Source organism: Acidiphilium sp. PM (genome assembly GCF_000219295.1).
GTDB lineage: Bacteria > Pseudomonadota > Alphaproteobacteria > Acetobacterales > Acetobacteraceae > Acidiphilium > Acidiphilium multivorum.
This window is the reverse complement of sequence record NZ_AFPR01000194.1, coordinates 1-25,100: the sequence shown is the minus strand read 5'-3', so window position 1 is coordinate 25,100 and position 25,100 is coordinate 1. Positions and strand designations below refer to the sequence as shown.

Genomic DNA, 25,100 nt, shown 5'->3' with positions numbered 1-25,100 from the left:
GAGAATGCCCGGCTCGAACTCGGCTATACCGAGATCCGGGCCCCGGTCTCCGGCTGGGTGGCCAAGAAGACCGTCCGCACCGGCAATGTCGTCGGCGCGGGCACCGCGATGATGGCCGTCGTCGGCGACCATGTCTGGGTCACCGCGAACTACAAGGAAACCGAGCTGGGCGCCATCCGCCCGGGCCAGAGCGTGAATGTCTATGTCGATGCCGTGCCGGGCGTCGCCTTCCACGCGCGGGTCGCCAGCATCCAGCACGGCACCGGCAGCATCTTCTCCCTGCTGCCGGCCGAGAATGCCACCGGCAACTACGTGAAGGTGGTCCAGCGCGTGCCGGTCCGCATCGAGTTCGATGACAGCCGGATCTCCCGCTACCTGCTGGCCCCGGGCATGTCGGTCGAGCCCTATATCCGCATCCGCGGCAAATGAGCCTGCTCTACGCCTCCCGGCCGAACACGCCGCGTTCGGCGGCGGGGCTCTACAACCCCTGGCTGATCGTGGCGATGGTGGCGCTCGCCCCGTTCATGGAGGTGCTCGACACCACCATCGCCAATGTCGCGCTCACCCATATCGCCGGCTCGCTGGCGGTCAGCCCCGACGAAAGCACCTGGGTGCTGACCTCCTACCTCGTCTCGAACAGCATCATACTGCCGATCACCGGCTGGCTGCAGGACGTCGTCGGCCGCAAGCGGCTGTTCCTGATCTGCGTGGCGCTGTTCACCGCGAGTTCCGTATTCTGCGCGGTCTCCACCTCGCTGACCATGCTGATCGTCGCCCGTGTGCTTCAGGGGCTTGGCGGCGGCGGCCTGCAGCCCATCACCCAGTCGATGTATGCCGACAGTTTCCCCGCCGAGAAGCGCGCCCAGGTCTTCGCCGTGTTCGGCCTCGTCATCATCGTCGCCCCGGCCACCGGCCCGATCCTCGGCGGCTGGCTGACCGACCATCTCTCGTGGCACTGGGTGTTCCTGATCAACCTGCCGATCGGGCTGATCGCCTTCACCCTGATCGCGATATTCGTCGACGAGCCGGAACTTCTGGTCCGCGAGCGCGCGGCGCGCCTCGCCGGCGGCCTGCGCTTCGACTGGCTCGGCCTGCTGCTGGTCGCCGTCGGCTTCGGCGCGCTGCAGATCTTCCTCGACAAGTTCTCGATCGATGACGGGTTCGGCAGCTTCTTCATTCGCAGCCTGTTCGTGGTCTGGGCGGTCGCGCTCTCCACCCTGGTCGTCTGGGAATGGGGCCACCCCGAGCCGGTGGTGAACGTGCGCCTCTTCGCCCATCGCAATTTCGCGATTTCCTGCCTCGTGATGTTCGTGATCGGCTTCATCCTGCTCAGCACCACCCAGCTCCTGCCCCAGCTGACCCAGACGCTGATGGGCTACTCCTCCGAAACCGCGGGTTTCGCGCTGGCGCTGGGCGGCCTCGCCACGATCGGGCTGATGCCGCTGGCCGGCGTCGTCACCGGCCGGATCATCCCCGCCCGGGTGCTTCTGGTCGGCGGCCTGGTCGAAACCGGCATCGCGCTGATCTTCCAGTCCCACCTCGCGCCGAATGCCTCGTTCTATACGATCTCGATCGATCGCGTCCTGCAGGTGATCGCGCTGCCCTTTCTGTTCATCCCGATCTCGGCGCTCTCCTATGTCGGCCTGCCGCCGGCCCGCAACGGCGACGCCTCGGCGATCATCAACCAGGTCCGCAACATCGGCGGCAGCATCGGCATCTCCTTCGTCACCACGCTGCTGGCCTGGCGCACCCAGTTCCACCATGCCAGGCTGGCAGAGTCCGTCACACCGTATGCCAGCCTGCACGGTCAGACCCTTTCGCAGATCGGCGCGGCGGTGCAACATCAGGCAGCATTCATGAGCTATCTTGACCTGTTCCACATTCTGGGCCTGATGGCCCTGCTGGTCTGGCCGGTCGTGCTGCTGCTGAGCACCCCGTCGAGTCCCGCTGCCGAAGGAGTCGTCTATGAGATCTGAGGTTTTTGCTCCCCGCCTGCGCCGGCGCGCCCTCATGGGCACGGCGATGCTCGCCGCCATGGCGCTCGGCGGCTGCGAACTCGGGCCGAATTTCCATGCGCCCCGGACCAGGACGGCCGCTTCCTTTCTCGCCAATCGTCCGGCGCTGACCTCGCCGGACACGGTCAGCCAGGGCAAGGTCGACCTCGCCTGGTGGCAGAGCTTTGACGATCCGGCTCTGACCACGCTGGAGCACGAGGCCATCGCCCGCAATCTCGACGTGAAGGCCGCCACCGAGCGCCTCGCCGAAGCCGAGGCCCAAGCGCAGATCGAGGGGGCCGCCCTCTACCCGAACCTCAATTTCTCCGGCTCCTACACGCGCGAGAAGCCGAGCAACAAGGGCGTGTTCACCGCCCTCAGCGGCGGCGGGTCGACCTCGACCAGCACCAATGCCGGCTCCACCGCCAGCGGCAGCTCGACATCGATTGGCGGCGGCGGCCTGCCCGGCTCCGAGCTGCAGCCCTTCAACCTGTTCCAGTACGGCTTCTCCTCGGTCTTCGATTTCGACCTCTGGGGCAAGAACCGCCGCGCCGTCGAGGCCTCGCTCGCCGCCGTCCAGGCGTCGCGCGATGCCCGCCGCGCCGTCCTCCTCAATACCGAGGCCGAGGTGGCGCACGACTACATCAACCTGCGCGCCCAGCAGGCGGTCCTCGCCATCACCAGGCGCAACCTCGCCAGCGCCGAGCACATCGCCAACCTGACCCGCCAGCGCGAGCAGGCGGGCCTCGCCAACGCGCTCGACGTCGCCGATGCCCAGGCCCAGGCCGAATCCGTCCGCGCCCAGATCCCCACCCTGCGGACCGCGATCGCGGCGGACATCAACCAGCTCAGCCTGCTGCTCGGCGAGGGGCCGGAAGCGCTCCGCGCCCAGCTCGTGACCGCGAAGCCGATTCCGCCAGTGCCCCCGGTGGTGCCGATCGGCCTGCCCTCCCAGCTGCTCCAGCGCCGTCCGGACATCCGCGAGGCGACCGCCCGCCTGCACCAGGCCACCGCCGAGATCGGCGTCGCGACGGCGAGCTTCTTTCCCGACATCTCCCTCGCCGGCTCGGTTTCGCTGCAGGCGCTGCAATTCTCGAACCTGAACCAGCTCTCCGCCGTCACCTACGCAATCGGGCCGCAGATCACCATGCCCCTGTTCGAGGGCGGGCGCCTGCGCGGCGAGCTGCACCTGCGAAAGGCGCAGCAGCGCGAGGCCGCCGTGAACTACGCGAAAACCGTGCTCACCGCCTTCCACCAGGTCGACAATGCGCTGACCGCCTATGACGAGGAGCAAAAGACCCATGCGGCGCTACAGGCCGATGTCACCCAGACCCGCCGCGCCCTTTCACTCGCCCAGGAACGCTACCGCGAAGGCCTGATCGACTACCTGCAGGTTCTCACCGCGCAGCAATCGGAGCTGGCGGCCGAACAGGCGCAGGCGCAGAGCCAGGCCAAGATCTCGACCGACCTCGTTTCGCTGTACCAGGCGCTCGGCGGCGGCTGGGAGCAAAACGAGCCGGCGGCCGGCTGACGCCTCAGGCGGCCTCGCTCAGGCCGCCGCGTATCTCGCGCACGATGTCGTAGCTGCGCCGGCGCGCCGCGTGGTCGTGGATCTGGCAGGCGATCATCAGTTCGTCCGGCCGGAACTCCGCCAAGAAGCCGGCGAGCTTCGCCGCCACCCGCGCAGGTCCGCCGACCATCGCATAGGCCAGCGCGTGCTCCACCCCGGCACGTTCGCGCTCGCTCCAGAACCCGTCGAGCGGCGCCGGGCGGGGCAGCAGGCCGGGCTGGCCGCGACGGAGATTGACGAAGGCGCGCTGCTGCGAGGTGAACAGGAATTCCGCCTCCCCGTCATCCGGCGCCGCGCAGACCGTAACACAGATCATCGCATGCGGCTTCGCCAGCCGAGCCGAGGGTTGGAACCGCGTGCGATACAGCGTCAGCGCCGCACCCAGCAGGTCGGGCGCGAAATGCGCGGCGAAGGCGAAGGGCAGGCCAAGGGCCGCGGCGAGTTCGGCCGAGAACGTGCTCGATCCGAGCAGCCAGAGCGGCACGTCGAGCCCTTCGCCCGGCACCGCGCGCACCCTCTGCTCCGCGGCCGCCGGCTGGAAGTAGGATTGCAGCTCGATCACGTCCTCGATGAAGCGCGCCTCGGTCCCCTCCATGTTCCGCCGCAGCGCGTGGGCGGTGCGTGGGTCGGTGCCCGGCGCGCGGCCGAGCCCGAGATCGATCCGCCCCGGATGCAGCGCGGCCAGCGTGCCGAACTGCTCGGCGATCACCAGCGGCGCGTGGTTGGGCAGCATCACCCCGCCCGAGCCGACGCGGATCCGCGTCGTCGCCTGCGCCACATGCGCGATCACCACCGATGTGGCGGCACTCGCGATTCCGGGCATGTTGTGGTGTTCGGCCAGCCAGTAACGGTTGAAGCCGAGGGCCTCGGCGTGGCGGGCGAGGTCGATGCTGTTGCGCAGCGCATCGCCCGGCGTCGCGCCATCCGGCACGGGGGCGAGGTCGAGAACCGAGAACGGGATGCTTTCCATCATCCCCATATAGGGAAGGCACCCCGTCTTTCAGTCAATGATGCTGTCCGGTGTTCGGCCCTGCGATCCGGGGATGGATCCCAGGGCCCCACCATCACGCGGCCTGGCGCTTCGCCATCGCCGCCTGCAGGTTCTCGTCGAGCTTGGCGAGGAAGTCCTGCGTGGTCATCCAGGGCTGGTCCTTCGAGATCAGCAGCGCGAGATCCTTGGTCATGAACCCGCTTTCCACCGTCTCGACGCAGACGCGCTCCAGCGTCTCGGCGAACTCGGTCACCTCGGGCGTCTCGTCGAACTTGCCGCGATAGGCGAGGCCGCGGGTCCAGGCGAAGATCGAGGCGATCGGGTTGGTCGAGGTCGGGCGGCCCTTCTGGTGCTCGCGATAGTGGCGGGTCACGGTGCCGTGCGCCGCCTCGCTCTCCACCGTCTTGCCATCCGGGCTCATCAGCACCGAGGTCATCAGCCCGAGGCTGCCGAAGCCCTGCGCGACGATGTCGCTCTCCACATCGCCGTCATAGTTCTTGCAGGCCCAGATATAGCCGCCGTTCCACTTCAGCGCCGAGGCGACCATGTCGTCGATCAGCCGGTGCTCGTAGGTCAGGCCGCGCTTGTCGAACTCCGCCTTGAACTCGGCGTCGAAGATCTCCTGGAACACGTCCTTGAACATGCCGTCATAGGCCTTGAGGATGGTGTTCTTGGTCGAGAGATAGACCGGATAGTTCCGCGCCAGCCCGTAATTGAAGCTCGCCCGCGCGAAGCCCTCGATCGAGGCCTTGGTGTTGTGGATTCCGAGCGCGACGCCGGGGCCCTTGAAATCGTGCACGTCGAGGATCAGCGGCTTGCTGCCATCGGCCGGGATGTAGGAGAGCTGCACCTTGCCCGGGCCGGGGATCTTGGTTTCGGCGGCGCGGTAGATGTCGCCATAGGCATGGCGGCCGATCACGATCGGCTGCGACCAGTGCGGCACCAGGCGCGGCACGTTCGCGCAGATGATCGGCTCGCGGAAGATCGTGCCGTCGAGGATGTTGCGGATCGTCCCGTTCGGGCTGCGCCACATCTGCTTGAGATTGAATTCCTTGACGCGCGCCTCGTCCGGCGTGATCGTCGCGCACTTCACCGCGACGCCGTATTCCTTCGTTGCCAGCGCCGAGTCGACCGTCACCTTGTCGTCCGTGGCATCGCGGTTCTCGATCCCGAGATCGTAGTATTTCAGGTCGACATCGAGATAGGGCAGGATCAGCTTGTCCTTGATGAACCCCCAGATGATCCGGGTCATCTCGTCGCCGTCCATCTCGACGATCGGGTTCTTAACCTTGATCTTGGCCATTCCGAAGCTCCTTGCGCCAGTTTGAGCCGGTCTAGCCACGCCTCCGCCCCGCCGCAAGACGGTGGACGGCAGGGCAGGGGTGTTCTAGGACGTCGGCCAGAACCGGAGGGATATCATGACGTCTGGCCTGGGCCACGCGACCGACTGGGACCGTGACGCCGCGCTCACCGCGGCCCGCATCCTGCTCGAAATCAGGGCGGTGAATTTCCGCCCCGAGGAACCCTACACCTTCACTTCGGGCTGGAAGGCGCCGGTCTATATCGACTGCCGCAAGATCATCTATTTCCCCCGCGCCCGCGCCAAGATCTGCGAACTCGGCGTCGAGAAGCTCTACCGCCATGTCGGCTTCGAGACGATCGAGGCCGTCGCCGGCGGCGAGACCGCCGGCATCCCCTACGCCGCCTGGATGGCCGACCGCATGGGCCTGCCGATGGCCTATGTCCGCAAGAAGCCGAAGGGCTTCGGCCGCAACGCCCAGATCGAGGGCGACGTGCCGGAGGGCAGGAACACCCTCCTCGTCGAAGACCTCACCACCGATGGCGGATCAAAAATCCACTTCGCCAACGCGCTGCGCGAGGCCGGGGCGATCTGCAACCACGTCTTCGTGGTGTTCTACTACGGCGTCTTCCCCGGCAGCCTGAACACGCTGGCCGAGATGGGCATGTCGCTGCACCATCTCTGCACCTGGTGGGACGTGCTGGAAGCCTGCCGTGGCGGCGACTACTTCCCCGAGGCGACCCTGGCCGGCGTGCGCAAGTTCCTGGAAGACCCGGTGGCCTGGTCGGCGAAGCATGGCGGCGTCGCCAGCGCGGAGGAGGCCGCGGCCTTCAAGGCGTCGAAATAGGAGACCCGGGCCGGATGGAGTCCGATGCTGCCAGCCCCACGGCTCGCGCGGCACCGGAACGCCGGCGATCCCCGGCCCGTCGCCGGACCCGTCGGCTTGCTGGCGGTCATGCGGCAACCCTGAATTCCGTGGAGCTGATGAACGCGCTGAAGACGGCCGTGGCGGAACCGGCCCCGTCCGCGGCCCATGGCGCCCTGGCGTCAGGCAATGATGGTCTGCCGTCGCCAATTTGATTAATTTTGAAACGATTATCGATAATTTGAATAATTCGATAAATAATTTTTGACTCGTAATTTTAATTGGATTTAAAGACTAAAAGGATAATTATCCAAAATTATCCCAATGTCTGCTCATGAAACGTGTGGATATGCCAAGAACCGGTGCGGGCTCCATCGTCCATTTTTCCCTGCATGTCCGAACGTTTCGAGGCGCCATCACAAGACAGTGTCGCTGGGGCGGGGGATGACCGAGTCCACAGCTTTCTACCGCGAGCGCCGCGCGCCTCTTCCGCCATTTTCCGCAATACTGGGGACCGATCAGGCCGAACGGCTGGCAATCGGCCTGACACTCATTTCGATGGCGCTTTATCTGTTCTGCCTGGTCGCGGAATGGATCGGCGTCTCGTTGAATCTAGTCGATGCCACGCAGTCGCTATGGCTGACCATCGTGGCGCTGGGCGGCGAAGTCGCGTTCTACGTGCTGCTCAGGAGCGGGATCAGCAGGCGCTGGCCGGATCCGACGCTCAGCCTGCCGCAGATGGTCTTCGCCATCACGCTGCTCGGTGCCGCCTATCTGATCAACCCGCAGGTACGCGGCGAATTGCTGATGCTGGCCGCTCTGGTCCTCGAATTCGGCGCGTTCCAGCTCCCGCCCCGCCGGTGCCGGGATCTGGGCTGGTTTGCCGTCGCGGTCTTCGGTGTCGCGATGGCCATCGGCGCCACGGTCTCTCCGGATCGCTTCGATCCGCGTATCGAGGTGTTCCAGTTCGCGCTGATGCTGGCGTTCCTGCCGGTGATTGCCGGCATCGCCGGCAAGCTGAGCCAGATGCGCCTCGACCAGAAGCAGCAGCGCCGGCAGCTTCGCGACGCGCTGAAACAGGTGCAGATCCTCGCAACGCGTGATGAACTGACGGGACTGCCAAATCGCCGCCACGCGCTTGAGTTGATCGAGCGCGAAACCGCCCGCGCCCGCCGCAGCGGTGCCCCGCTCTGCGTCGCCATTCTCGATCTCGACCATTTCAAGCGGATCAACGACACGTTTGGCCACGGCGTGGGCGATGAGGTGCTTCGCACCTTCGGCCGCGAGGGGCGTCTCGTGCTGCGCGCCGACAATATCTTCGCCCGGTGGGGCGGCGAGGAATTCATCCTCGTCATGCCGGACAGCACGCTGATCGACGCGCAGACCATCGTTCGCCGGCTGCGCGAGCATATGGCAAGCCCGGAATGCTGGGCGTCATGCCTGCGCGCCAGAACGACATTCTCGGCCGGGATCGCCGAGTTCCTGGTCGGCGAAACCCTGGACGAGACATTCATCCGCGCCGACGCGGCGCTCTACGAGGCCAAGAAGCTCGGCCGGGACCTGACGATGACCGCCTGATGTCCCCAGGCTCTTCGTGATACGCCCCCGGGCCTGGCGGCCCCGCCCCTGAACCGGCCGCGCCGGCATCCCTTCATCGGGCCGCGAGCGTGATCATCGCGCCGCTGTCCCGCGTCGCCGTGACACATCCTGCGTCGGCCCCCCTGGTGCAATGTCTCGCGCCGAGTTGCGCAACCGCCCGCAGCGCATAGGTCCCCGCCGCCGCCCAGCCGGGGGGCGTGACCGTGAAGGTCGCGCGAACCGCCTCTCCAGGCTGGATGCCTTCCCCTGCCGCGGAACCGTTGGCGGAAACCCGCCATCCCGCCGGCGGGTCGAGCCTCAGCCGCACGTGCCGGAGCGTCGCCTCGCCGCCGGCCGAGAGCGATACCTTCACCTTGACGGGCTGGCCGGGGATGGCCTGTTCCGGCGCCTCGACCAGCACATTCCGGGCGCCGACCGTCTGCGGCATCGGGAACGAAACGCGTTGCGCGAGATGGGCATCGTCGGCGGCATCGCCGAGATACAGCCGATAGGTGCCGGGCGAGGCCGTCCAGCCCGAGCCGTGCCACCACCAGGTCTGCCGCGGCGTCACCGTGAAGCGGAGACGCTTCGACTGCCCCGGAGCAAGCCGGACGCGGCGGAAGCCGACGAGCTTGAGGGGCGCCTCGCCCGCGCTGCGCGGGAAACGGAGATAGAGCTGGGCGACGTCGCTGCCGGCAACCTTGCCGGCATTCGTGACGAGGGCGGATACGACGACCGGGCGTGTCCCGTCGCCGGGGCCGGAGACGACCTTCAGGTCGCTGAACGCGAAATGCGTGTAGGAGAGGCCGAACCCGAACGGGAACAGCGGCCTGACATGATGCGCCGAATACCAGCGATAGCCGACGTCGATTCCCTCGGAATAGTCGACCCTGCCGCCCGTGCCGGGAAAGCGCGCCACCGGCGCGGTCGGCATGTCGGCGAGGTGTGCGGGGAACGTGACCGGCAGGTGCCCGCCGGGATCGGCCTTGCCGAACAGGATCGCGGCCAGGGCCGTTCCGTTGGTCTCGCCCGGATACCACGCATCAACGACCGCGGCGACCTTGCCGAGCCAGGGCATGGCGACCGGCGCTCCGGCGTCGATGACCACGACCGTGTGCGGATTTGCCGATGACACCGCCTCGATCAGTCGGTTCTGGGCGGATGGCAGGTCGAGATCGGGCCTGTCCGCCGCTTCCGACTCGGTGTCGTCCGCCACCACCACGATGGCGACGGCGGCCCGTCGCGCCGCCGCGACCGCGCGCGCGATATCGGGCCGCAGGGTCGATGGCGTGGCCCAGGTCAGGCGCGACGCGGCGCCGGTGACGCCGAGCCTGTACCGCTCGCCCTTCCGCAGTTGCACCGCGGCGGAATAGGTGGAAACCGGCGGCGTGCCGGGATCGCTCAGCAATTCCCTGCCATCGAGCGAGAGATCGGTGGGCGCATAGCAATGGCACGGGTTGGTGATGCCGAGCACGTAGGTGCCGGTCTCCGGCGCGGTGAGCACGGCCTGGAACGAACCGTGCAGGGGCGTGGGCCGGAACGGACCCGAAAGCGCCGAGGGCGGGATCGGCGTCAGCGCCTTGTCGGCGGGCAATCCCGCCACGTAGTCGACGTGGCGCGTCATCCCCGGCGCGTGATCGATGCCGGCGAGCGGCGCCACCGGCTGCGTGGGCACCACGTTGGCGCTGCCGCCGCCGGCGTAGACAGGCTGGATCGATGCGGCGGGCCCGATGACCGCGATCGTCCCGCCATGGCCCGGATCGAGCGGCAGGACGTTTCCATCATTCTTGAGCAGCACCGTCCCGGCTTCGGCGATCCGGGTCGCCGCCAGGCGATCCGCCCGGGTCGCGACGATGGCCGTGGTGCTGCCCTGGGGCGGATGATCGAACAGCCTGAAGCGGAACATTTCGGCGAGGATATGCCGCGTCATCGTCTCCGGCACGCTGCGGGCGAGCTTTCCGGCCGCGACCGCCTGCGTCAGCCGCGCGCCGAAATAGGTCGCGAAGGGCTGCTCCATATCGGCGCCGGCGGCCGCGTCGGCCGTTGCGTGAATGGCCTGATAGTCGGAGGTGACGAAGCCGCGGAATCCCCAGTCCGCGCGCAGCACGCCGGTCAGCAACGCCTTGTCGCCGCAACTCTCATGCCCCCCGATCGTCGCATAGCCGCACATGATCGAGGCCACATGGGCGCGCCGCACGGCGGCGCGAAAGGCGGGGAGGTAGATTTCATGCAGCGCGCGGGGCGAGACGATGACGTCGTCCTCCGGGGTGTTGCGATAGGTCTCCTGGTTGTAGACGGCGAAGTGCTTCACTTGCGCCATGACGCCGGTGGACTGGATGCCCCGGATCTCGGCAACGCCGATCCGGGCGGCCAGATAAGGGTCTTCCGAGAGGGATTCGAAAGACCGCCCCCAGCGCGGATCGCGATCGATGTTCACGGTCGGCCCGAGATCGACGGCGGTTCCCTTCGCCTTCTGCTCGGCGCCGATCACCGCCCCGTAGCGCCGCGCGAGCGACGGATCCCAGGTCGCGGCGAGCGCCACGCCGGCGGGCAGGGCCGTGACGCCGCCGAGCTTGTCGCCGACACCGGCTGGCCCATCCTCGAGACCCATGGGCGGAATGCAGAACCGCTTGAGTCCCCTGGTGTAGAACACGTAGGGTTCATGCGTTCCCGCTCCGGCAATCAGATCCGTCTCGTCGCCGGGCGTCAGGGCATGGAGCAGCAGCGCCGTGCGGCGTGCCGTCGAAAGATGGTCGTTGCGCCAGGCGCATCCCGCCGCTTGCGGGGCGGCATGGGCGGCGCGGACCGCCACGATCGCCGAGAGGGACAGTAGAGCGGCAAGGGGCATCCGGCGCATCGGTTCATCCTATGACAAGGGGGCGAGGCGAGCCTTCTGGCCGCCGTTCTCCTCGGCCTGCCGGCTGCTGGCAAGCAGGGCCCGGCGCTGGCGCGACACCCGCAGCGTGATCGCGGCGTCGCGTGCGAGGATCCGGAAATGCCTCGCCGTACCGCGCAATCCGATGGCGAAGAGAAAGCCGAAGGCATACGCGATGCTCGTGCCCCGGTGCCGGAGGGCGGCGTTGCGGACGAGCAGCTCGCTGTCGCCGAACGCCCGGTCCACCGCGGCCCGCGCCTCGGCGACACCGTCGGATACGTATTGCAGCCCGATGATGCTGTTGCGTGCGCCATCCTTGCGGTGCCGCACCACCGCGGGAAGCCCGCTGCGCAGGCCCGGAACGTGCAGGCGCACACGGTCTCCGGGCTGCGGGCCCTCCGTTCCGGCGGCAAGGACCAACCCGGCGCCGCCGCGGCCGAGGTCGTGCAACGCCGCCTCGACCCAGCCGCCGCCGTCGCGATGCATCCAGGCCGGCCCCTTGCAGCCGATGCGCGGCATCGTGCGCGTCTGGCGCCGTTCCGCCAGCGCGCCGATCACGCCGAGCAGGGCGATCATGTCGAGCACGACCCAGAACACGACGAAGATCAGCGCCCAGCGCAGCTGCGGCTGGGTCACGATGCGCCAGAGCCCGATACCGAGGGAGGCGCAGGCCAGGGCAAACAGCCAGTAGAAAGGCCAGGACAGGCCGGAGATGAAATCCTTGTCCAGCATTTCGCCCTTCGGCGTGACCTTGAATTTCGGCGCGCGCGGCCGCCGCAGCACCGAGACCAGGGCCGCCGAAAGAAAGACGGTCTGCGCCGTCTCGTAGACCTGGGAAATGAACGGCCAGCGCACGCGCCCGTAGAAATACTGGCTGTTGACCAGCGCCGCGAGGTAGTAGGGCAGGGCATAGACCAGCAACTGGCGTGGCGTGGTCGCCGCGACGTTGAACCCGAAGAACAGGAACAGCGGCGGCATCAGCAGGAGGATGCTCCGCGAGATCGGGAACAGCCAGTAGAAGGCGAAGTTGGTGAACAGCAGCCGCTGCATGAAGGTCAGGCCCGATTTCAGCCAGACATTGTCGAGCATGAAGATCTGCATCATGCCCTGCGCCCAGCGCACCCGCTGGAGGATGAAGCCGGAGAACGTTTCCGGCTGCAGGCCGGAGACCATCGGCCGGTTGTAGAACGCCGTCCGGTAGCCGCGGCACATCGCCTTCACGGTGGTTTCCGCGTCCTCGGTGATCGACTTGCCCGAGATCCCCCCGATCTCGTCGAGGACATGGCGCCGCAGGACGGCCGCAGAGCCGCAGAAGAACGCCGCCCCCCAGAAATCGAGGCCGGGCTGCATCACATGGTAGAAGAGCTCGTTTTCGGCCGGCATCACCTCGAAGGTCGAAAGATTGCGCTCGATCGGATCGGGCGTCACGAAATTGTGCGGCGTCTGGAGCAGGAACAGTTTCGGATCGGCCTGGAAGAACCCGACGGTGCGCGAAAGGAAGTCCCGTGTCGGCACATGGTCGCAATCCAGAACGAGAATCAGCTCGCCGTCGATCTGGCCGAGCGCGTGATTGATGTTGCCGGCCTTGGCGTGAACGTTTTCCGGCCGCGTGAGATAGATCGCGCCGAATTTCCGCGCGATCTCGCGCAGCGTCTCCGCCCGCCGCGCCGCCTCCCGTCCGGCGGCGCCCGGCTTCGCGCGCTTCGCATCCGTGCCGCCATCGTCGAGGATGTAGACCCTGAACCTCGAAGCGGGATAGTCGATCTGCGTTGCCGCGATCACCGTGGTTTCGACGATCTCGGGATCCTCGTTGTAGGTGGGGATGAGGATGTCCACGGTGGGGCAGGACGCGGGGTCGAGCGTGAAATGCTGAGGCGTCCTGTCGAGAGGCAGCACGTTGATGATCTGCCCCATGATGGCCGAGCCGATGCCGTGCAGTTCGGCGAGCACGAGAAGAATGCCGAGGGCGATGTTGATCGTGCCGAACCCGAACGGCAGCGTGTCGGTCAGCCGCCAGTCCAGATAACGGCACGTCAGCAGGATGGTCAGGGCGCTGATGGAGATGCGCACGATCGGCCGCTTGCGCCGGCTCCGGCATCCGCCATCGAGATTGTAGAGGATCAGCAGCAGGCCGAAGACGACGCCCTGTTCGATATCGGGCAGGGGCCCCGTCGTGGGCAGCAGCGTGGCGGCGATGAGCACGAAGCCCACGGCTGCGGCGACGATGAAGGTGAGGCCATTGGTCAACGCGGGGAGATGGCGCATCATGACGTGATCAGACCTCCTTGCTTGTCGAAGCGGATGCTTCCCGAAAGTCCGCCAAGTCCGAACAGGATCAGGTTTTCCGAGTAATAGTCGGCGGGCTGGCCGAACAGGCCGCTGGTCTCCCGCTGGGCCAGCACGCGGCCGAGCTGCTGGTGGAGCAGCCGGTGGCGCCCGAGTGCCGCGAGGTAGGGCAGCAGCGCCGCGGAAAACCCGATTCCGCCCGTCCCGTGCGTCGCCTGGCTCGCGAGATCGACGCTCTGCGGCGGCGCGCGGTGGGTGGCCAAGTATCGGGCCATGCCCTTCAGCGAGGCGAGAACGGTCGCGCTCCCCTCCGTTTCCGGCGCGGTCAGGCCCGCCCAGAGATAGCACCGGATCGCATCGAACGATCCGGTGCCGGTCTCCGGCAGGCCCGCCGGCGGCGAGGCGGGGGCTTGCGGCGCCCAGGCCCAGTCGGGGGCGAATCCGTTGCGGCAGATCGTCGTCATCAGCCGTGGCAGCGTGGCCGCGATCGCCTGCCATTTCGGCAGGTTGGTCGCGCGCGCGATGCCGCGGGCCAGAAACAGCGGCGTATAGCTCGGATCGACGATGACGGGCGGCGTGTCCGGAAAATCGGAGGCGCCGGGTATCAGGACCCGGCCAAATCCGTTGATCGCCACGCTCTCGTCATCGGCGATGCGCGTCGCCAGCTTGTGCCCCTCGGCGCCGAGATTGTGATCCTTCCAGATCCGGGCGGCCTCGAGCAGCGAATAGGCCATCCACGCATCCGCGTCCGCCGCCGAGTTGGCGCCGATCACCCCCCATTTGCCGCCGTGCAGCCCCCATTTCCACGCCGCGAGCACCTCCCCGAGGCGCCCGCCCGCCATGTTCGTGTTCGTCCAGTTCAGGATGCGGCGGAACGTCGCGCGGTCGCCGGCGACGAGACTGAGGAACATGCCATAGGACTGCCCCTCCGAAGTGCTGAATCCCTTGTTGGCGGAATAGTCGATGACCCGCCCCTGGCCGTCGATGAATCCGTGCCGGTAGCCGCGCCAGGACGATTGCCACAGCTCCCGCGCCATCATCACCGGGCCGCCCGTGAGCGCGGCCGCGCCGAGAAGACCGAGAAAATTGCGTCTCGCCATGTCGGTCATGCGATTACCGGAACGGCACGCTGAGATTCAGGGCGACATACGGGTGATACGGACCCGGAAGGTTCGTCGTCGCGCCGGCGGACAGATCGACATCGAGGGAACTGGTCAGCTTGTCGGCAACGCGCAGCGCGAAGGTGCGGGAACGATAGTTGATGCCGCCGCCGAAATCGGCCTCGGGCCCGATCGCGATCGAGGGCGAAACCGGCACCAGCAGGTAGGCGCTGCTCCAGTAGCTCCGCATGCCGGTCAGGTAGCCGCCGTTCACGGTTGCCGTGGCCCCGGCCGGAAGCTTGAGCTGGGCATAGATTTCCGGCTCGGCGAACCACTGGCCGCCGTGGAACGATCCCTTCGGCGCATAGGGCGTCACGGTGGTATTCGAATACCCGCCGGCTACCGAAAGGCTCAGGTTGAAATCCGGCTCGTCCCAGGCGTGGCCAATGGCGACACTCGCGGACGGCTCGCTTCCGGTGAAGCTCTGCCCGTTCTTCTGGAAGGTGTAGCGGTTCCAGCCGGCGAACGGCGAGACGAAGAACCCCTTGCCCAGCGTTCCGCCCGGCAATGGCAGGATCGCGCCGAGATACGCGCTCTGCGACGAGTTGGCATACTGGCCGCCGGCGATGAACAGGTTCGTGTGCGGGGCGGCCCGCGCGGTTGCGGTGATCGCGATGGTCGAGATGCAGGTGACGATCCCGGCCCTGGTCGCGCGCCGCGCGGTGCGGCGCAAACTTGCGGATTTCATCGCTCGTCGACTCCTTTTACTGAGGGGTGCAGCCGCCGCCGCCTGAGCGTCACGAAGGTCCGGACCAGCAGGATCAGGATCACCAGCGTGCCAAGCACGGCCAATACGGTGGTCAGGGGATTGCGTGTGGCGAGGAAGCCGAGCCGCGCGGAAGGCCCGATCGGCACGTTCTCCGCCGGCAGGACCTGCAACTCGCTCTTGGCCGGCGCGACCACGATCGCCTGGCCGGAAATCTGCCGCCATGTCGCGGTGTGGACCAGCTTGCCCATCGCCTGCGCCAGCCCGGCATCGCTCTTCGCCGTCAGCACGATGGCGGGAGCGAGCCGCCCCGGCGCATCGGGCACCGCGGGAGCGTCGGCGACCGCCATGATCGCGGCATTGCCGAAGCCCTGCACCGTCGCGTCGGCGGCCTGGCCGTGGCCGGTCTTGCCGGTGGGCGCGCTTTCGGCCCTGTTGCCGAAGATGCGGCCCAGCCACGCGGTCACGTCGTCCAGGTCCGCCGCGTCGGGAACATGCGGCGTCTGGCCGGAGGGCTCCTTCACGGCGGGCGAGCCGCCCACGAGCGATATGCCGCTCGCCGACAGAAGTTGCTCCGGCAGCCGCGAGACCGCGCCGACGACCAGCACCCCCGGCTTCGCGGCGGGGTGGGGTTCAAGCACGAGGTTCAGCGGCTGATCCGGCGTGACCTGGGCCAGCTTCGCACCGAGGGTGGCGGCGGCGGAGATCGCCGCCGGAGAGGGAGAGGCGATCGCGATCGTGCGTAGGGGATACACGCCCGTGGTCATCGCCGCGAGATCGTCCTTGTCGACCGGCGCGCCGCCGATGATGGTCAGGTGGCTGTCCGAGAACACCGTCACCGCCAGGTTGTGACCGAAATCATTGGCGACGCAGGCGGAGGCCGCCGCGTGCTGCATGTGAAAGACCGGCTTCAGCACCAGGCGGTTCCGCCCCACCTTCAGGGCATCCTGCGGAACCAGCAGCTTGTAATCGGGATAGGTGCCGCCATCGGGATTGGTCAGCGGAATCGTGTTGACCATTTTCCCGTTGACCAGCGCCTGGATCATCGACCCCGCCCCGCCACCGGCCGAATAGGCCATGTGGAGATACAGGATCGCGTGGCTGTCCCAGTTGGGATTCCAGAATGTCACCGGCGCGAACTGGCTGCTGCGGCCGTGTTCGGTCTGTGTCGGCAGGCCGGTGGCGCGGAAGCTGATATCGGTCGGGCTGGCTGCCGGCGCGTGCGGGCTCTGCGTGTGGCCGGTGGCGGCCGGAATGCGGATGACGGCGCTCTGTTCGTTCGGCCACACCGTTCCGGGCCGCCCGATCAGCCGGGCCGCGCCGGTAAGGGCGCGGGGCGTTTCCGCGGCAATCGTCATCACGACCCCACCGACCGGATTGCGGGCGATCGACAGCGTCGCGGCGTCGAGCCCGCTGCCGGCGGCCGCTCCGTTCTCCAGCTTGAGGATGATCACGGTCGCGGCCGATGTCTGCGCCACGGCCTTGCCGACCCGGTCGAGCGGCCGCGCGACGAAGGACACCGCGCGCATCGCGTCGGCCCGCGCCACCGACCGCGCGATCGCCATGATCGGTTCCGGCGCGCGCGCGAGCGCGGGATCGTAGAGGACGAATATGTGGGACGTATCCGGCTGCCACGACATGAAGCTCGACTTCAGGCTGGCGAGGGTGAGGGGAACCGAGTCCCGCCGGTAGCTCATCGACAGTTGCGACTTCGGCGAAATCCGTGTCCACAGCGCGGGGTCATCGAACGCCTCGCAGCCCTGCGCCGCCTTTTGCGTGACCGACAGGGTGAGCTGGTTCGTTCCATCCCGCAGATCGCCGGGTGGAATGCCGATGGTCCGGTCGATCGTCGGCGACGAGCCGTCGAGCGGGATCTGCTTCAGCGGCGAGCCGTTCAGCAGCACCAGCAATTGCGAGGCGCCACCGATCAGCGATGCGGAATTGGTGCCGAGAAGATGCAGCTCGGCGGCCGAAACCTCCCGATGATCGGCCACCTGGAACGTGATGTCGCCCGAAGCCGAGCGTCCCTTCAGGACGATCGGGGCCCGATCGCGGTCATACCAGGCCAGCGGATGGGAAATCGCCGTCGCGGGAATGCCTGCCCCGGACCGGACCTCGCTCTGGCGGTGTTCGAGGCGCGCCTGAGCGGGTTGGCAGCAGAGTGGCAGCGCCAGCGCCAGCCCGGCAGCCCAGCGTGCGGGCTGGAAGCGGGCGGGCAGCCCATGGCCGGGCCGATCTGGGCAGGGCATGTGTCGAGACTGTGGGTCTTTTGAATGTCCGTCCATGGCTGCCAAGACAAGGAGCGGATATGGCGCAATCGTCGCCAATTTGTGTCAAAAATATGATCATAAAATATTTAATGATCGGATCATCAAATTGAATAAAACGCGTTTGTAATATTTTATCGTTATTCTATAAACGTTCAAAACTATTTTTGAATGAACAAATCAAATAAAAATATAATGAAACAAAAAGCAAAAATTGAATTTTGATCATCGAAAATTGTGCTTGATCGATCGTCCTGAAGCATCCATCGGTCCCGATTGTGCAATGCGGTACCGTGAATTCGATGCGGACTGCGAGTATCGGCCTCGTCAACCGGTGCGTCTCACCAATCGGCCGTAAATGACTGTGAGTCGACGAATCGGGAACCAGACATCAGGCCGGGATCGCCGGTCCGCCGACCTGACCTGCCGATGACGCCGCGCCGGGAATTCGCCGGCACATGGCCGCGATCCGATTATTGCGCGGATACACGACAATCACATGACATGTCGCGCGAATGATTGACGCCGTGACTGAAGCCACGTCCTCGAAAAAGCGCCCCAGGACCAAAAGGCGTCACGGCGACATCCCGGACGATGATCCGCGCGTGCCGATGTCCTCCGAAGCCCGCATGATCCGTGTCATGACCTTGGCAGGGTAAAGAAATTGTAAAGTTTCAAACAAATTCAGCGTCACAGAAACGCCACGGTCAATCTCTTTCCTGTGTCTCGCCAATCGAAAGGAGAGCGAAGATGGAAAAGACCACAATCTGTATTCTCGGCGCAGTGGTCGGGGCCGCTATCGCCGCCCCGGTGATGAGTTCCGCCGCGTCGCTTCCCCCGGCGCCCCGCTTTGAAGCGGCGTCCTATGCTGAACTTCTCGGCCCGGTCCCCAATGCCTCCGTCATGCTTCGCGAGCACGATGCGGCGCTCGCCCGCCAGCGCGCGGAGCAGGGTGGCGCCCGGATCCAGCAGGCCGATGAGCATCATCATCACCACCATCATCACCACCATCACCATCATCAGACCTGGTAATGATGCCGAAATGAATTCGGGAAATGCCGGTCACCGATGCCAGGGCAGGCCGGTCGCGCCAATCGCCGCATCCGTTGCTGCCTTCGGTCAGTGAGGTGCCGCGAGATCCCGGGTTCGAGGGTCAAGCGACTGCAAGGCTTGCAGTCGTCTTGATCCTGGCTTGGATGCCCGGCGCGGTCACCGTCTGAACCATGTTCTGGGGGCGCTGGTCGGCCATCATATAGCCGCGTCCCCAGTTGGTGACGAGCACGTCCTGGCCGTCTGCGGCAAGCAGCTTCTTGCGGATCTTGCAGATGAACACGTCGATGATCTTGGCGTTCGGTTCGTCGAGGCCGCCGTACAGATGATCGAGGATCGCTTCCTTGCTCAGAACGCAGCCCTTGCGCAGCGCGAGGAGTTCGATGATCTGATACTCCTTCTTCGTGACGGCGACTTCGCGGGCGCCGACAAAGACCTTCTTCGCATTCATGTTGACCTCGATATTGCCAACGGAAAGCGAAGAGTCCTGGAAGCCCCGGTTCCTGCGTATATGATTCTGGATGCGCAGGAACGTTTCCTCGTATGAGGGAGCGCCGACGATGAGATCGTCGACCCCGGCCTCAAGAATATGCAGGCGGGCGGACTCGGCCAGCGTGTTGGCGACCGCCACGATCGGGGCGCGAAATCCGGATTTCCGCAGGCGGCGGATCAGGTCGAACTCGATCCTGTAGGTATCGAAGACCCGCATCACCACCGCTTCATATTCGTAATGATGGGTGAGATCGACCGCTTCGTCGACGTCTGCCGTCTCGTCGATGACGGCGAGTTTCGACTTGATGAAGCTGTTCAGGCTGTCGTGCCTGTCGAACGTTTTACCAAAAATGAGAAGCCGCATATCAACCTCCAGTTGATCTAATCAGTTTATACAACCCGAAAAATGACGGGTCAATGAAAATTTTTTAATTTTCGAGAAATTTTTCAAAAAAGTTGAAATAATTAAAAAAGTAAAACATTCGCCGGGAGACGATCTGGGGCCGGCGGCGTCGCGAAACACAAGATGTGGGCCGGCCGAAAGCCTGTCGACTTCTGTAATATTGAAAAATTATCGGTTTTTATTGGAAATTCAGGAAATTTTTCGCTCGATCCTGAAATTCTGAAAAGAAAGCCACCGCTCCGGCATGAAGCGGGAATTCATGACTGATGAAATCCGGATCTCCCAGGCCCCGCGTGCCCTCCGGCGCCCAACAAGGCCGCGCCCGCCCGGCGGAGACGTCGAGGCGTCGGTATCGGCGGCTGCAAGGAGGGAGCGGTCAGGCATGGTGGGACCTGTTTCGTCTGGAGCATTTTCCGGTCCGTCCGGATCGGACGCGGTGCGCCATCGTCGTGACAACGCGAGCATCCTGATCCGATCCGGGCACCCTATTGCCTGCAGCGCGGCATTGTCGCGCTGCAGGCGCAATCGGCGATCTGGCGCGCCCGTCCCGGATCGACGATCCGGATTTCCGTCGCCCCCTTGAGGGCGATGATGTTGCGCTCGCGCAGCCAGCGGAAGACGCGGGAGACGGTTTCCATCGTCAGCCCGAGATAATCCGCGATATCCACACGGGACATCGGCAGGCGGATCGGTTCCCCGGCTTCGACATCCTGCTGTTCGGCCATCCGCAGCAGGAACCAGACCAGGCGTTCGGTCGCGCTCATCCGGCCGAGCAGGAGCATCTGCTGCTGTGCCATGAAAAGGCTCTTCGCGGCTGTGGCCAGCAGGCTGCGCGTCAGTTCCGGCCGGCTGGCCAGCAGCCCATCGAAACTGCTGAGCCGATGCGTCACGACCTCGACCGCGGTCACGGCATCCGCGGAGCATGTCGCGCAGCCGCCATGGCTGATGGCGAAGCCGGACGGCGTAAAGATTTCGCCCGGAAACAGGAAGCCCAGGATCTGCCGGCGCCCGTCGGGCAGCATCTTCGACAGCCGGACGATGCCGGACACCAGATCGTAGATCTTGTCCACCGTTTCGCCTTCGATGAACAGCGAGGCGCCGGCCTCCAGCGCACCTGCGCGAAAGCCCGGCTCACCGGCGGCACTCCAGTTGGCAATCGTGGACCGAGACGGCTCGGCAGCGACATGCAACATTGGCGTGGTCCTCATGCGTCCAGGGTTGATAGGGCTCGAGACTCAGCGCCGTCACTCCTAAACGCTCACTGCAACACGCCGATGCCGGAACAGCCAATCTTTGTTGACATTTCGCGGCTTTGTGTGGCGTTTTATGACAAGTTCATATAAATAAGTGCCTTCATCTGTTTCGACCATCGATGGATTAGGGCCGTGGACGCGGGGACAATTCTGATCGTTGACGATGATCCCCAGATCCGCACGATGCTGCGCCGCTATCTTGCCGGTGAGGGCTACGGGACCAGGGAAGCCGACAGCGAGGCCGGAACGCATGCGGCTCTCCTCGGCGGTGACGTCACGCTGGTGCTGCTCGATCTCATGCTCGGCGGCGAGGATGGGCTGGCGCTCGCCCGGGCCATCCGGGCACGCTCGGATGTCCCGATCATCATGCTGACCGGCAAGGACGATGTCATCGACCGGGTGGCGGGGCTGGAAGCGGGGGCCGACGATTACATCGCCAAGCCCTTCCACCTGCGCGAGGTCCTCGCCCGGATCCGCGCCCTCAAGCGGCGTATGACAGGGCGCGGCACGCCGGAGCCCGCCGAGCCCGACCCGCCGGAAGCCGTGATCCGTTTCGACGGCCACGCCCTCGATCCGCTCGGCCGGACCCTGCGCGGGCGGGACGGGGCGGACATTCCGCTGACCACCGCGGAGTTCGAGCTTCTTGCCGTCTTCCTGCGGCACGCGGGGCGGGTTCTGGACCGCGACCAGTTGCTGAACCTGCTGAAGGGGCGGGATTTCGAGGCCTTCGACCGGCTGGTCGATACCCAGGTCATGCGGCTCCGCCGCAAGATCGAGCAGGACCCCGGGCAGCCGCAACTGATCAAGACGGTGCGCGGCGCCGGCTATGTCTTCGCCGGCAAGCTGGAGCGGTGAAGCGCGCCCGGCGCGTCAGACGCCCTCGTCGCGAACCGGCCTGAGCAGGGCGGCCAGCGCGTTCGCGAGGGCGGCCTCGGCATAGGGTTTCTGCAGCCAGATCGCCCCGGCGGGCAGGGCGCGGCCCTTCAGCACGATGGGATCGCCATAGCCGGAGGTGAACAGCACCGGAAGCTCGGGTCGCGCCGCGCGCGCGGCGATGGCGAGATCGAGGCCCGACATGCCGCCGGCCAGGACGATATCGGTAAACAGCACCGCGATCTCCGGATGGGCTTCCAGCGCCGCAATGCCGGCAGCACCCGTCGCCGCGTCGATCGTGGAATAGCCGAGGCGGGCAAGCCGGCGCTCCGCGACGCGCCGCACCGCGGGATCGTCCTCGACCACGAGAACGATCGCCCGGCCCGGCGGCGGGGAGGGGGCCGCCTCGTCGTCGTCGGCGGGCATTTCGGCCCGGATCGCCGGCAGGAACAGGCGAACCGTGGTGCCGAGGCCCGGTTCGGAATAGATCTGCACATGGCCGCCGCTCTGCTTGACGAAGCCGTAGACCATGGACAGGCCCAGCCCCGATCCCTCGCCGACCGCCTTGGTGGTGAAGAACGGCTCGAAGGCGCGGCCCCGCGTTTCGGCGCTCATGCCGATCCCGCTATCCGTCACCGCCAGGACCACATAATCGCCCGGCAGGGTCTCGGCCTGTTGTGCCGCATAGTCGGCATCGACATGGAGCAGGCCGGTCTCGATCACGAGACGGCCGCCCTTGGGCATGGCATCCCGCGCGTTGAGGGCGAGGTTGAGCAGCGCCGTCTCGATCTGTCCGGGATCCGCCATGGTGCGCGGCAGCCCGGCGGCGAGCCGGGTCTCGATCATGACCGGCGAGCCGAGCGTGCGGCGGAACAGCGGCGCCATCTTCCCGACGAGCTCGTTCACGTCGATCGCGAGCGGACGAAGGGTCTGCCGCCGGCCGAAGGCGAGCAGCCTTGCCGCCAGTTCGGCGCCGCGTTCGGTGGCGAGCCGGGCCTCGGCGAGCAGTTCCGCCGCCTCGCCGCCGGCGACATGGCTCTCCAGCATTTCGAGATTGCCGGAAATCACCGCCAGCAGGTTGTTGAAATCATGGGCGAGGCCGCCGGTAAGCTGGCCCACCGCCTCCATCTTCTGCGCCTGGGCAAGGTCGTTCTCGAGCCGCTTGCGCTTGCTGGCGTCGCGGATGAAGCCGGTGAACAGCCTCGTCTCCGGCAGGTCGACCTCGCCGACGGCGAGTTCGATCGGGAAGGTCGAGCCATCGGCCCGGCGGGCCTCCACCTCGCGGCCGATGCCGATGATGCGCCGTTCGCCGGTTTCGAGGTAACGGGCGAGATAGCCGTCATGCGCGGCGGCATGGGGCTCGGCCATCAGCATCGACACGTTGCGGCCGACGACCTCCTCGGCGGCGTAGCCGAACATCCGCTCGGCCGCCTGGCTGAACGATCTCACGGTGCCGCGCGGATCGATCACGACGATGGCATCCGGCGCGGTGTCGAGGATCGAGCGGAGCCTGGCCTCGGTGCTGCGATGCTCGGTGATATCCCGCGCGATCTTGGAAATGCCGACGATGCAGCCTTCCGTATCGTGCACCGGGTTGAGCGTGAGCAGCACGCGGACGAGCGTGCCGTCCTTGCGCCGGCGGATGGTCTCGAACTGGTCGAAGGTCTCGCCCCTTGCCGTCCGGGCCAGCAGTTCGTCCATTTCCGCCTCGCGCCCGGGCGGCGCCAGCACATGGATCGAGCGCCCGATGATTTCGTCCGCGCGATAGCCGAACAGGTTCTCGGCGCCTTCGCTCCACGACGTGATGATGCCGTCGAGCGACTTGCCGATCAGCGCGGCCTCGAAGGATCGGGCGAAGGCCAGCGGCGCGTCGGGGGCTTCGGGCTCCGGAGTCATGAGGGGGTTTTACCCGCTGCGGCGTCTGGCGTCGATGCGCAATTGCGGCGGCCCGAACGGGTGCGGCGTCCCCGCCCGCGGATTGCCGCCACCGGCCGCGTCTGCTACGTCGCCGTTCGCACCCCTCGCGAAGTCGAAACCGAGCGATACGTGGATTCGGGGGTGAACGTCGTGAACGACATGTTGATCTGATCTCGGATCAACATGACCTATATCGTGAGGCCCGGGCCGGCGTCACGGCGGGCGCGCCAGCCAGGCCCACCGCACCGGGAGATCGTCCGTGAGCTATATCGAGCAGGTCCTGCTGCCCGACGAAACCGTGATGAGCTGGACGCATCTTCATTGGTTCGTCTATCTCCGCGGCATCGTCACCATGGTCCTGGCCTTCGCGCTCATCATCGCCGGCGGCCTCGCCGGTGGCCGGCCGTCGACCTACCTGCACGTCGCCGCCGCCTTCGCCTTCCTCCTCGGCTGCTGGCTGCTCCTCGTCGCCTGGCTCCGGCGCATGTCCACCGAACTTGCGGTGACCGACCGCCGGGTCATCCACAAGAGCGGCATCCTCGGCCGCACCACCCATGAAATGAGCCTCGAAAAGGTCGAGAGCGTCGAGGTCCGGCAGTCCATTGCCGGCCGGCTCTTCAATTACGGCACGGTCATCGTCCGCGGCACCGGCTCGACCTGGGAACCTTTCCCGCGAATCGCCGACCCCCTGGCGTTCCGCAGCAGCATCACCGCCGCCTGATTCCGCGCCTCAGCCCCGGGGCGCCTGGCGGGCAAGCCGGGCGATCACGGCGTTCGCCTCGCGGATCGCGCGCCCCTCATCCCCGGTTCGCGCGAGGCACTCATTGGCGATCTTCGCCCAGAGTTCCCGCAATTCGGGCGTGTTCGCCCGGTGCGTATGGCGTTCGGCCTCCTCCGCGTGCCACGGCATGTCAGGCTCCCTCCGTCGAATCGATCACCACCAGCAATTCGCCCGCGAGCGGCGAGGGGGCGCGGTCGGCCGGCAGCGTCGCCGCGATCCGCGCATCGTCCCGGGAAGCCGCCTCCTGTTCGGCGTCGAGCACGCCGTGGCGATCGAGGAACCGGTTCATCGCCGCCGATATCCGCACGCATCCCTGCGAGCCCGTCTGGCCGAGGCGCGGTTCCAGGTAATCCGGGTCGGTTGCATGCACCAGCAGCCGGATCTCGCCGGTCTCGCCATCGCTCCGCCAGCCCTTTTCCGCGACCCGCCAGCCGAAATCCCACACCCGCATCCCCTTCAGGCCCAGGCCGCGGATATGGTTCTCGTTGAACGTGCCGAGCGCCCGGTAGTCGAGAATGCCCGTCGTATGGGCAAACACGCCGACCGGGGTGATGAAGTATCCCCGCCGCCCGGCCTGCCCGGTTGAAACGGCGTCGCACCCGACCACGTCCCACGCCCCGGCGGGCCGCGCCGCGACGATGCAGAGACGCTGGACCCGCGGATTGCGATCGACGACGACGATGAGCTGGCTCCGGGTGACACCCACCCCGGCCGCCGCCAGCCCGCGCCGTGCCGCCGC

The 25,100-nt window shown here is 66.5% G+C and carries 21 protein-coding genes; 8 read left to right on the top strand and 13 right to left on the bottom strand.

The genetic code is table 11. From position 1 onward, the window contains the following. The 3 genes from APM_RS09265 to APM_RS09255 form a co-directional block, all read left to right on the top strand. Nucleotides 1-429 (top strand): efflux RND transporter periplasmic adaptor subunit (locus APM_RS09265; protein WP_007423105.1); only part of this gene is annotated, 429 nt, incomplete at its 5' end. After that, nucleotides 426-1,976, top strand: a complete 1,551-nt coding sequence (locus tag APM_RS09260; protein WP_007423104.1) for a DHA2 family efflux MFS transporter permease subunit — start codon at nucleotides 426-428, stop codon at nucleotides 1,974-1,976. The genes APM_RS09265 and APM_RS09260, both read left to right, overlap by 4 nt. Next, the gene (locus APM_RS09255; protein ID WP_007423103.1) at nucleotides 1,966-3,525 is read left to right on the top strand and encodes an efflux transporter outer membrane subunit; all 1,560 of its coding nucleotides are present in this window, start codon (nucleotides 1,966-1,968) and stop codon (nucleotides 3,523-3,525) included. The genes APM_RS09260 and APM_RS09255 overlap by 11 nt, the downstream gene beginning before the upstream one ends. A gap of 4 nt (nucleotides 3,526-3,529) precedes the next feature. Here the strand turns inward: APM_RS09255 and APM_RS09250 are convergent, their stop codons facing one another. After that, entirely contained in the window at nucleotides 3,530-4,543 is a 1,014-nt protein-coding gene (locus tag APM_RS09250) for an LLM class flavin-dependent oxidoreductase (protein ID WP_007423102.1), read from the bottom strand. Nucleotides 4,544-4,628: 85 nt separating this feature from the next. Then, the gene (locus APM_RS09245) at nucleotides 4,629-5,858 is read right to left on the bottom strand and encodes an NADP-dependent isocitrate dehydrogenase (protein WP_007423101.1); all 1,230 of its coding nucleotides are present in this window, start codon (nucleotides 5,856-5,858) and stop codon (nucleotides 4,629-4,631) included. A gap of 115 nt (nucleotides 5,859-5,973) precedes the next feature. Here APM_RS09245 and APM_RS09240 point away from each other — a divergent pair, with 115 nt between their 5' ends. Both APM_RS09240 and APM_RS09235 read left to right on the top strand, forming a co-directional pair. Next, a complete protein-coding gene (locus tag APM_RS09240) occupies nucleotides 5,974-6,702 on the top strand; it encodes an orotate phosphoribosyltransferase (protein ID WP_007423100.1) in 729 nt (242 codons plus the stop codon). 462 nt (nucleotides 6,703-7,164) lie between these two features. After that, nucleotides 7,165-8,298 (top strand): diguanylate cyclase, encoded by a 1,134-nt coding sequence (locus tag APM_RS09235; RefSeq protein WP_013639524.1) that lies wholly within the window; start codon nucleotides 7,165-7,167, stop codon nucleotides 8,296-8,298. A gap of 73 nt (nucleotides 8,299-8,371) precedes the next feature. Here APM_RS09235 and APM_RS09230 read toward each other — a convergent pair whose 3' ends face one another. The 6 genes from APM_RS09230 to APM_RS22020 form a co-directional block, all read right to left on the bottom strand. Beyond that, entirely contained in the window at nucleotides 8,372-11,155 is a 2,784-nt protein-coding gene (locus tag APM_RS09230) for a glycoside hydrolase family 3 C-terminal domain-containing protein (protein ID WP_007423098.1), read from the bottom strand. 9 nt (nucleotides 11,156-11,164) lie between these two features. Beyond that, nucleotides 11,165-13,441, bottom strand: a complete 2,277-nt coding sequence (gene bcsA / locus APM_RS09225; protein WP_007423097.1) for a UDP-forming cellulose synthase catalytic subunit — start codon at nucleotides 13,439-13,441, stop codon at nucleotides 11,165-11,167. Beyond that, nucleotides 13,438-14,559, bottom strand: a complete 1,122-nt coding sequence (gene bcsZ / locus APM_RS09220) for a cellulose synthase complex periplasmic endoglucanase BcsZ (protein WP_231295349.1) — start codon at nucleotides 14,557-14,559, stop codon at nucleotides 13,438-13,440. Before bcsZ ends, bcsA begins: the two co-directional genes overlap by 4 nt. A 13-nt stretch (nucleotides 14,560-14,572) precedes the next feature. Then, nucleotides 14,573-15,307: a cellulose biosynthesis protein BcsS gene (gene bcsS, locus APM_RS09215; RefSeq protein WP_007423095.1), complete on the bottom strand. Its 735-nt coding sequence runs from the start codon at nucleotides 15,305-15,307 to the stop codon at nucleotides 14,573-14,575. After that, the gene (locus APM_RS09210) at nucleotides 15,304-17,574 is read right to left on the bottom strand and encodes a cellulose biosynthesis cyclic di-GMP-binding regulatory protein BcsB (protein WP_241763131.1); all 2,271 of its coding nucleotides are present in this window, start codon (nucleotides 17,572-17,574) and stop codon (nucleotides 15,304-15,306) included. The genes bcsS and APM_RS09210 overlap by 4 nt, the downstream gene beginning before the upstream one ends. Nucleotides 17,575-18,282: 708 nt before the next feature. After that, the gene (locus tag APM_RS22020) at nucleotides 18,283-18,582 is read right to left on the bottom strand and encodes a hypothetical protein (protein ID WP_158004994.1); all 300 of its coding nucleotides are present in this window, start codon (nucleotides 18,580-18,582) and stop codon (nucleotides 18,283-18,285) included. Here APM_RS22020 and APM_RS22015 point away from each other — a divergent pair. Beyond that, a complete protein-coding gene (locus tag APM_RS22015) occupies nucleotides 18,569-18,718 on the top strand; it encodes a hypothetical protein (RefSeq protein ID WP_158004993.1) in 150 nt (49 codons plus the stop codon). The genes APM_RS22020 and APM_RS22015 overlap by 14 nt on opposite strands. A gap of 27 nt (nucleotides 18,719-18,745) precedes the next feature. Here the strand turns inward: APM_RS22015 and APM_RS09200 are convergent, their stop codons facing one another. Both APM_RS09200 and APM_RS09195 read right to left on the bottom strand, forming a co-directional pair. Beyond that, nucleotides 18,746-19,498, bottom strand: coding sequence for a response regulator transcription factor (locus APM_RS09200; RefSeq protein ID WP_007423092.1), 753 nt, complete (start codon nucleotides 19,496-19,498; stop codon nucleotides 18,746-18,748). 524 nt (nucleotides 19,499-20,022) lie between these two features. Then, nucleotides 20,023-20,730, bottom strand: a complete 708-nt coding sequence (locus APM_RS09195) for a helix-turn-helix domain-containing protein (RefSeq protein ID WP_007423091.1) — start codon at nucleotides 20,728-20,730, stop codon at nucleotides 20,023-20,025. 192 nt (nucleotides 20,731-20,922) lie between these two features. Here APM_RS09195 and APM_RS09190 point away from each other — a divergent pair, with 192 nt between their 5' ends. After that, a complete protein-coding gene (locus tag APM_RS09190) occupies nucleotides 20,923-21,645 on the top strand; it encodes a response regulator (protein ID WP_007423090.1) in 723 nt (240 codons plus the stop codon). A 15-nt stretch (nucleotides 21,646-21,660) separates the two neighbouring features. On the opposite strand, the gene APM_RS09185 is transcribed toward APM_RS09190, so the two are convergent. Then, nucleotides 21,661-23,559 carry a PAS domain-containing sensor histidine kinase gene (locus APM_RS09185; RefSeq protein WP_007423089.1) on the bottom strand — a complete coding sequence of 633 codons (1,899 nt, stop codon included), beginning with the start codon at nucleotides 23,557-23,559 and terminating at the stop codon, nucleotides 21,661-21,663. Nucleotides 23,560-23,839: 280 nt separating this feature from the next. On the opposite strand from APM_RS09185, the gene APM_RS09180 reads away from it, so the two are divergent. Next, nucleotides 23,840-24,301, top strand: a complete 462-nt coding sequence (locus tag APM_RS09180; protein ID WP_007423088.1) for a PH domain-containing protein — start codon at nucleotides 23,840-23,842, stop codon at nucleotides 24,299-24,301. Between the two features lie 9 nt (nucleotides 24,302-24,310). On the opposite strand, the gene APM_RS09175 is transcribed toward APM_RS09180, so the two are convergent. Both APM_RS09175 and APM_RS09170 read right to left on the bottom strand, forming a co-directional pair. Continuing rightward, entirely contained in the window at nucleotides 24,311-24,490 is a 180-nt protein-coding gene (locus tag APM_RS09175) for a hypothetical protein (protein WP_039888210.1), read from the bottom strand. A 1-nt stretch (nucleotide 24,491) separates the two neighbouring features. Further along, a partial coding sequence (locus APM_RS09170; RefSeq protein ID WP_007423087.1) for a hypothetical protein occupies nucleotides 24,492-25,100 on the bottom strand: 609 nt, incomplete at its 5' end.

Excerpts from the sequence above, each read along its gene's own strand:
- APM_RS09260 (WP_007423104.1), top strand. The coding sequence starts at position 426 with ATGAGCCTGCTCTACGCCTCCCGGCCGAACACGCCGCGTTCGGCGGCG.
- APM_RS09255 (WP_007423103.1), top strand. The coding sequence starts at position 1,966 with ATGAGATCTGAGGTTTTTGCTCCCCGCCTGCGCCGGCGCGCCCTCATG.
- APM_RS09250 (WP_007423102.1), bottom strand. The coding sequence starts at position 4,543 with ATGGGGATGATGGAAAGCATCCCGTTCTCGGTTCTCGACCTCGCCCCC.
- APM_RS09245 (WP_007423101.1), bottom strand. The coding sequence starts at position 5,858 with ATGGCCAAGATCAAGGTTAAGAACCCGATCGTCGAGATGGACGGCGAC.
- APM_RS09240 (WP_007423100.1), top strand. The coding sequence starts at position 5,974 with ATGACGTCTGGCCTGGGCCACGCGACCGACTGGGACCGTGACGCCGCG.
- APM_RS09235 (WP_013639524.1), top strand. The coding sequence starts at position 7,165 with ATGACCGAGTCCACAGCTTTCTACCGCGAGCGCCGCGCGCCTCTTCCG.
- APM_RS09230 (WP_007423098.1), bottom strand. The coding sequence starts at position 11,155 with ATGCGCCGGATGCCCCTTGCCGCTCTACTGTCCCTCTCGGCGATCGTG.
- bcsA (WP_007423097.1), bottom strand. The coding sequence starts at position 13,441 with ATGATGCGCCATCTCCCCGCGTTGACCAATGGCCTCACCTTCATCGTC.
- bcsZ (WP_231295349.1), bottom strand. The coding sequence starts at position 14,559 with ATGGCGAGACGCAATTTTCTCGGTCTTCTCGGCGCGGCCGCGCTCACG.
- bcsS (WP_007423095.1), bottom strand. The coding sequence starts at position 15,307 with ATGAAATCCGCAAGTTTGCGCCGCACCGCGCGGCGCGCGACCAGGGCC.
- APM_RS09210 (WP_241763131.1), bottom strand. The coding sequence starts at position 17,574 with ATGCCCTGCCCAGATCGGCCCGGCCATGGGCTGCCCGCCCGCTTCCAG.
- APM_RS22015 (WP_158004993.1), top strand. The coding sequence starts at position 18,569 with ATGAGCATCATCATCACCACCATCATCACCACCATCACCATCATCAGA.
- APM_RS22020 (WP_158004994.1), bottom strand. The coding sequence starts at position 18,582 with ATGATGATGCTCATCGGCCTGCTGGATCCGGGCGCCACCCTGCTCCGC.
- APM_RS09200 (WP_007423092.1), bottom strand. The coding sequence starts at position 19,498 with ATGCGGCTTCTCATTTTTGGTAAAACGTTCGACAGGCACGACAGCCTG.
- APM_RS09195 (WP_007423091.1), bottom strand. The coding sequence starts at position 20,730 with ATGTTGCATGTCGCTGCCGAGCCGTCTCGGTCCACGATTGCCAACTGG.
- APM_RS09185 (WP_007423089.1), bottom strand. The coding sequence starts at position 23,559 with ATGACTCCGGAGCCCGAAGCCCCCGACGCGCCGCTGGCCTTCGCCCGA.
- APM_RS09175 (WP_039888210.1), bottom strand. The coding sequence starts at position 24,490 with ATGCCGTGGCACGCGGAGGAGGCCGAACGCCATACGCACCGGGCGAAC.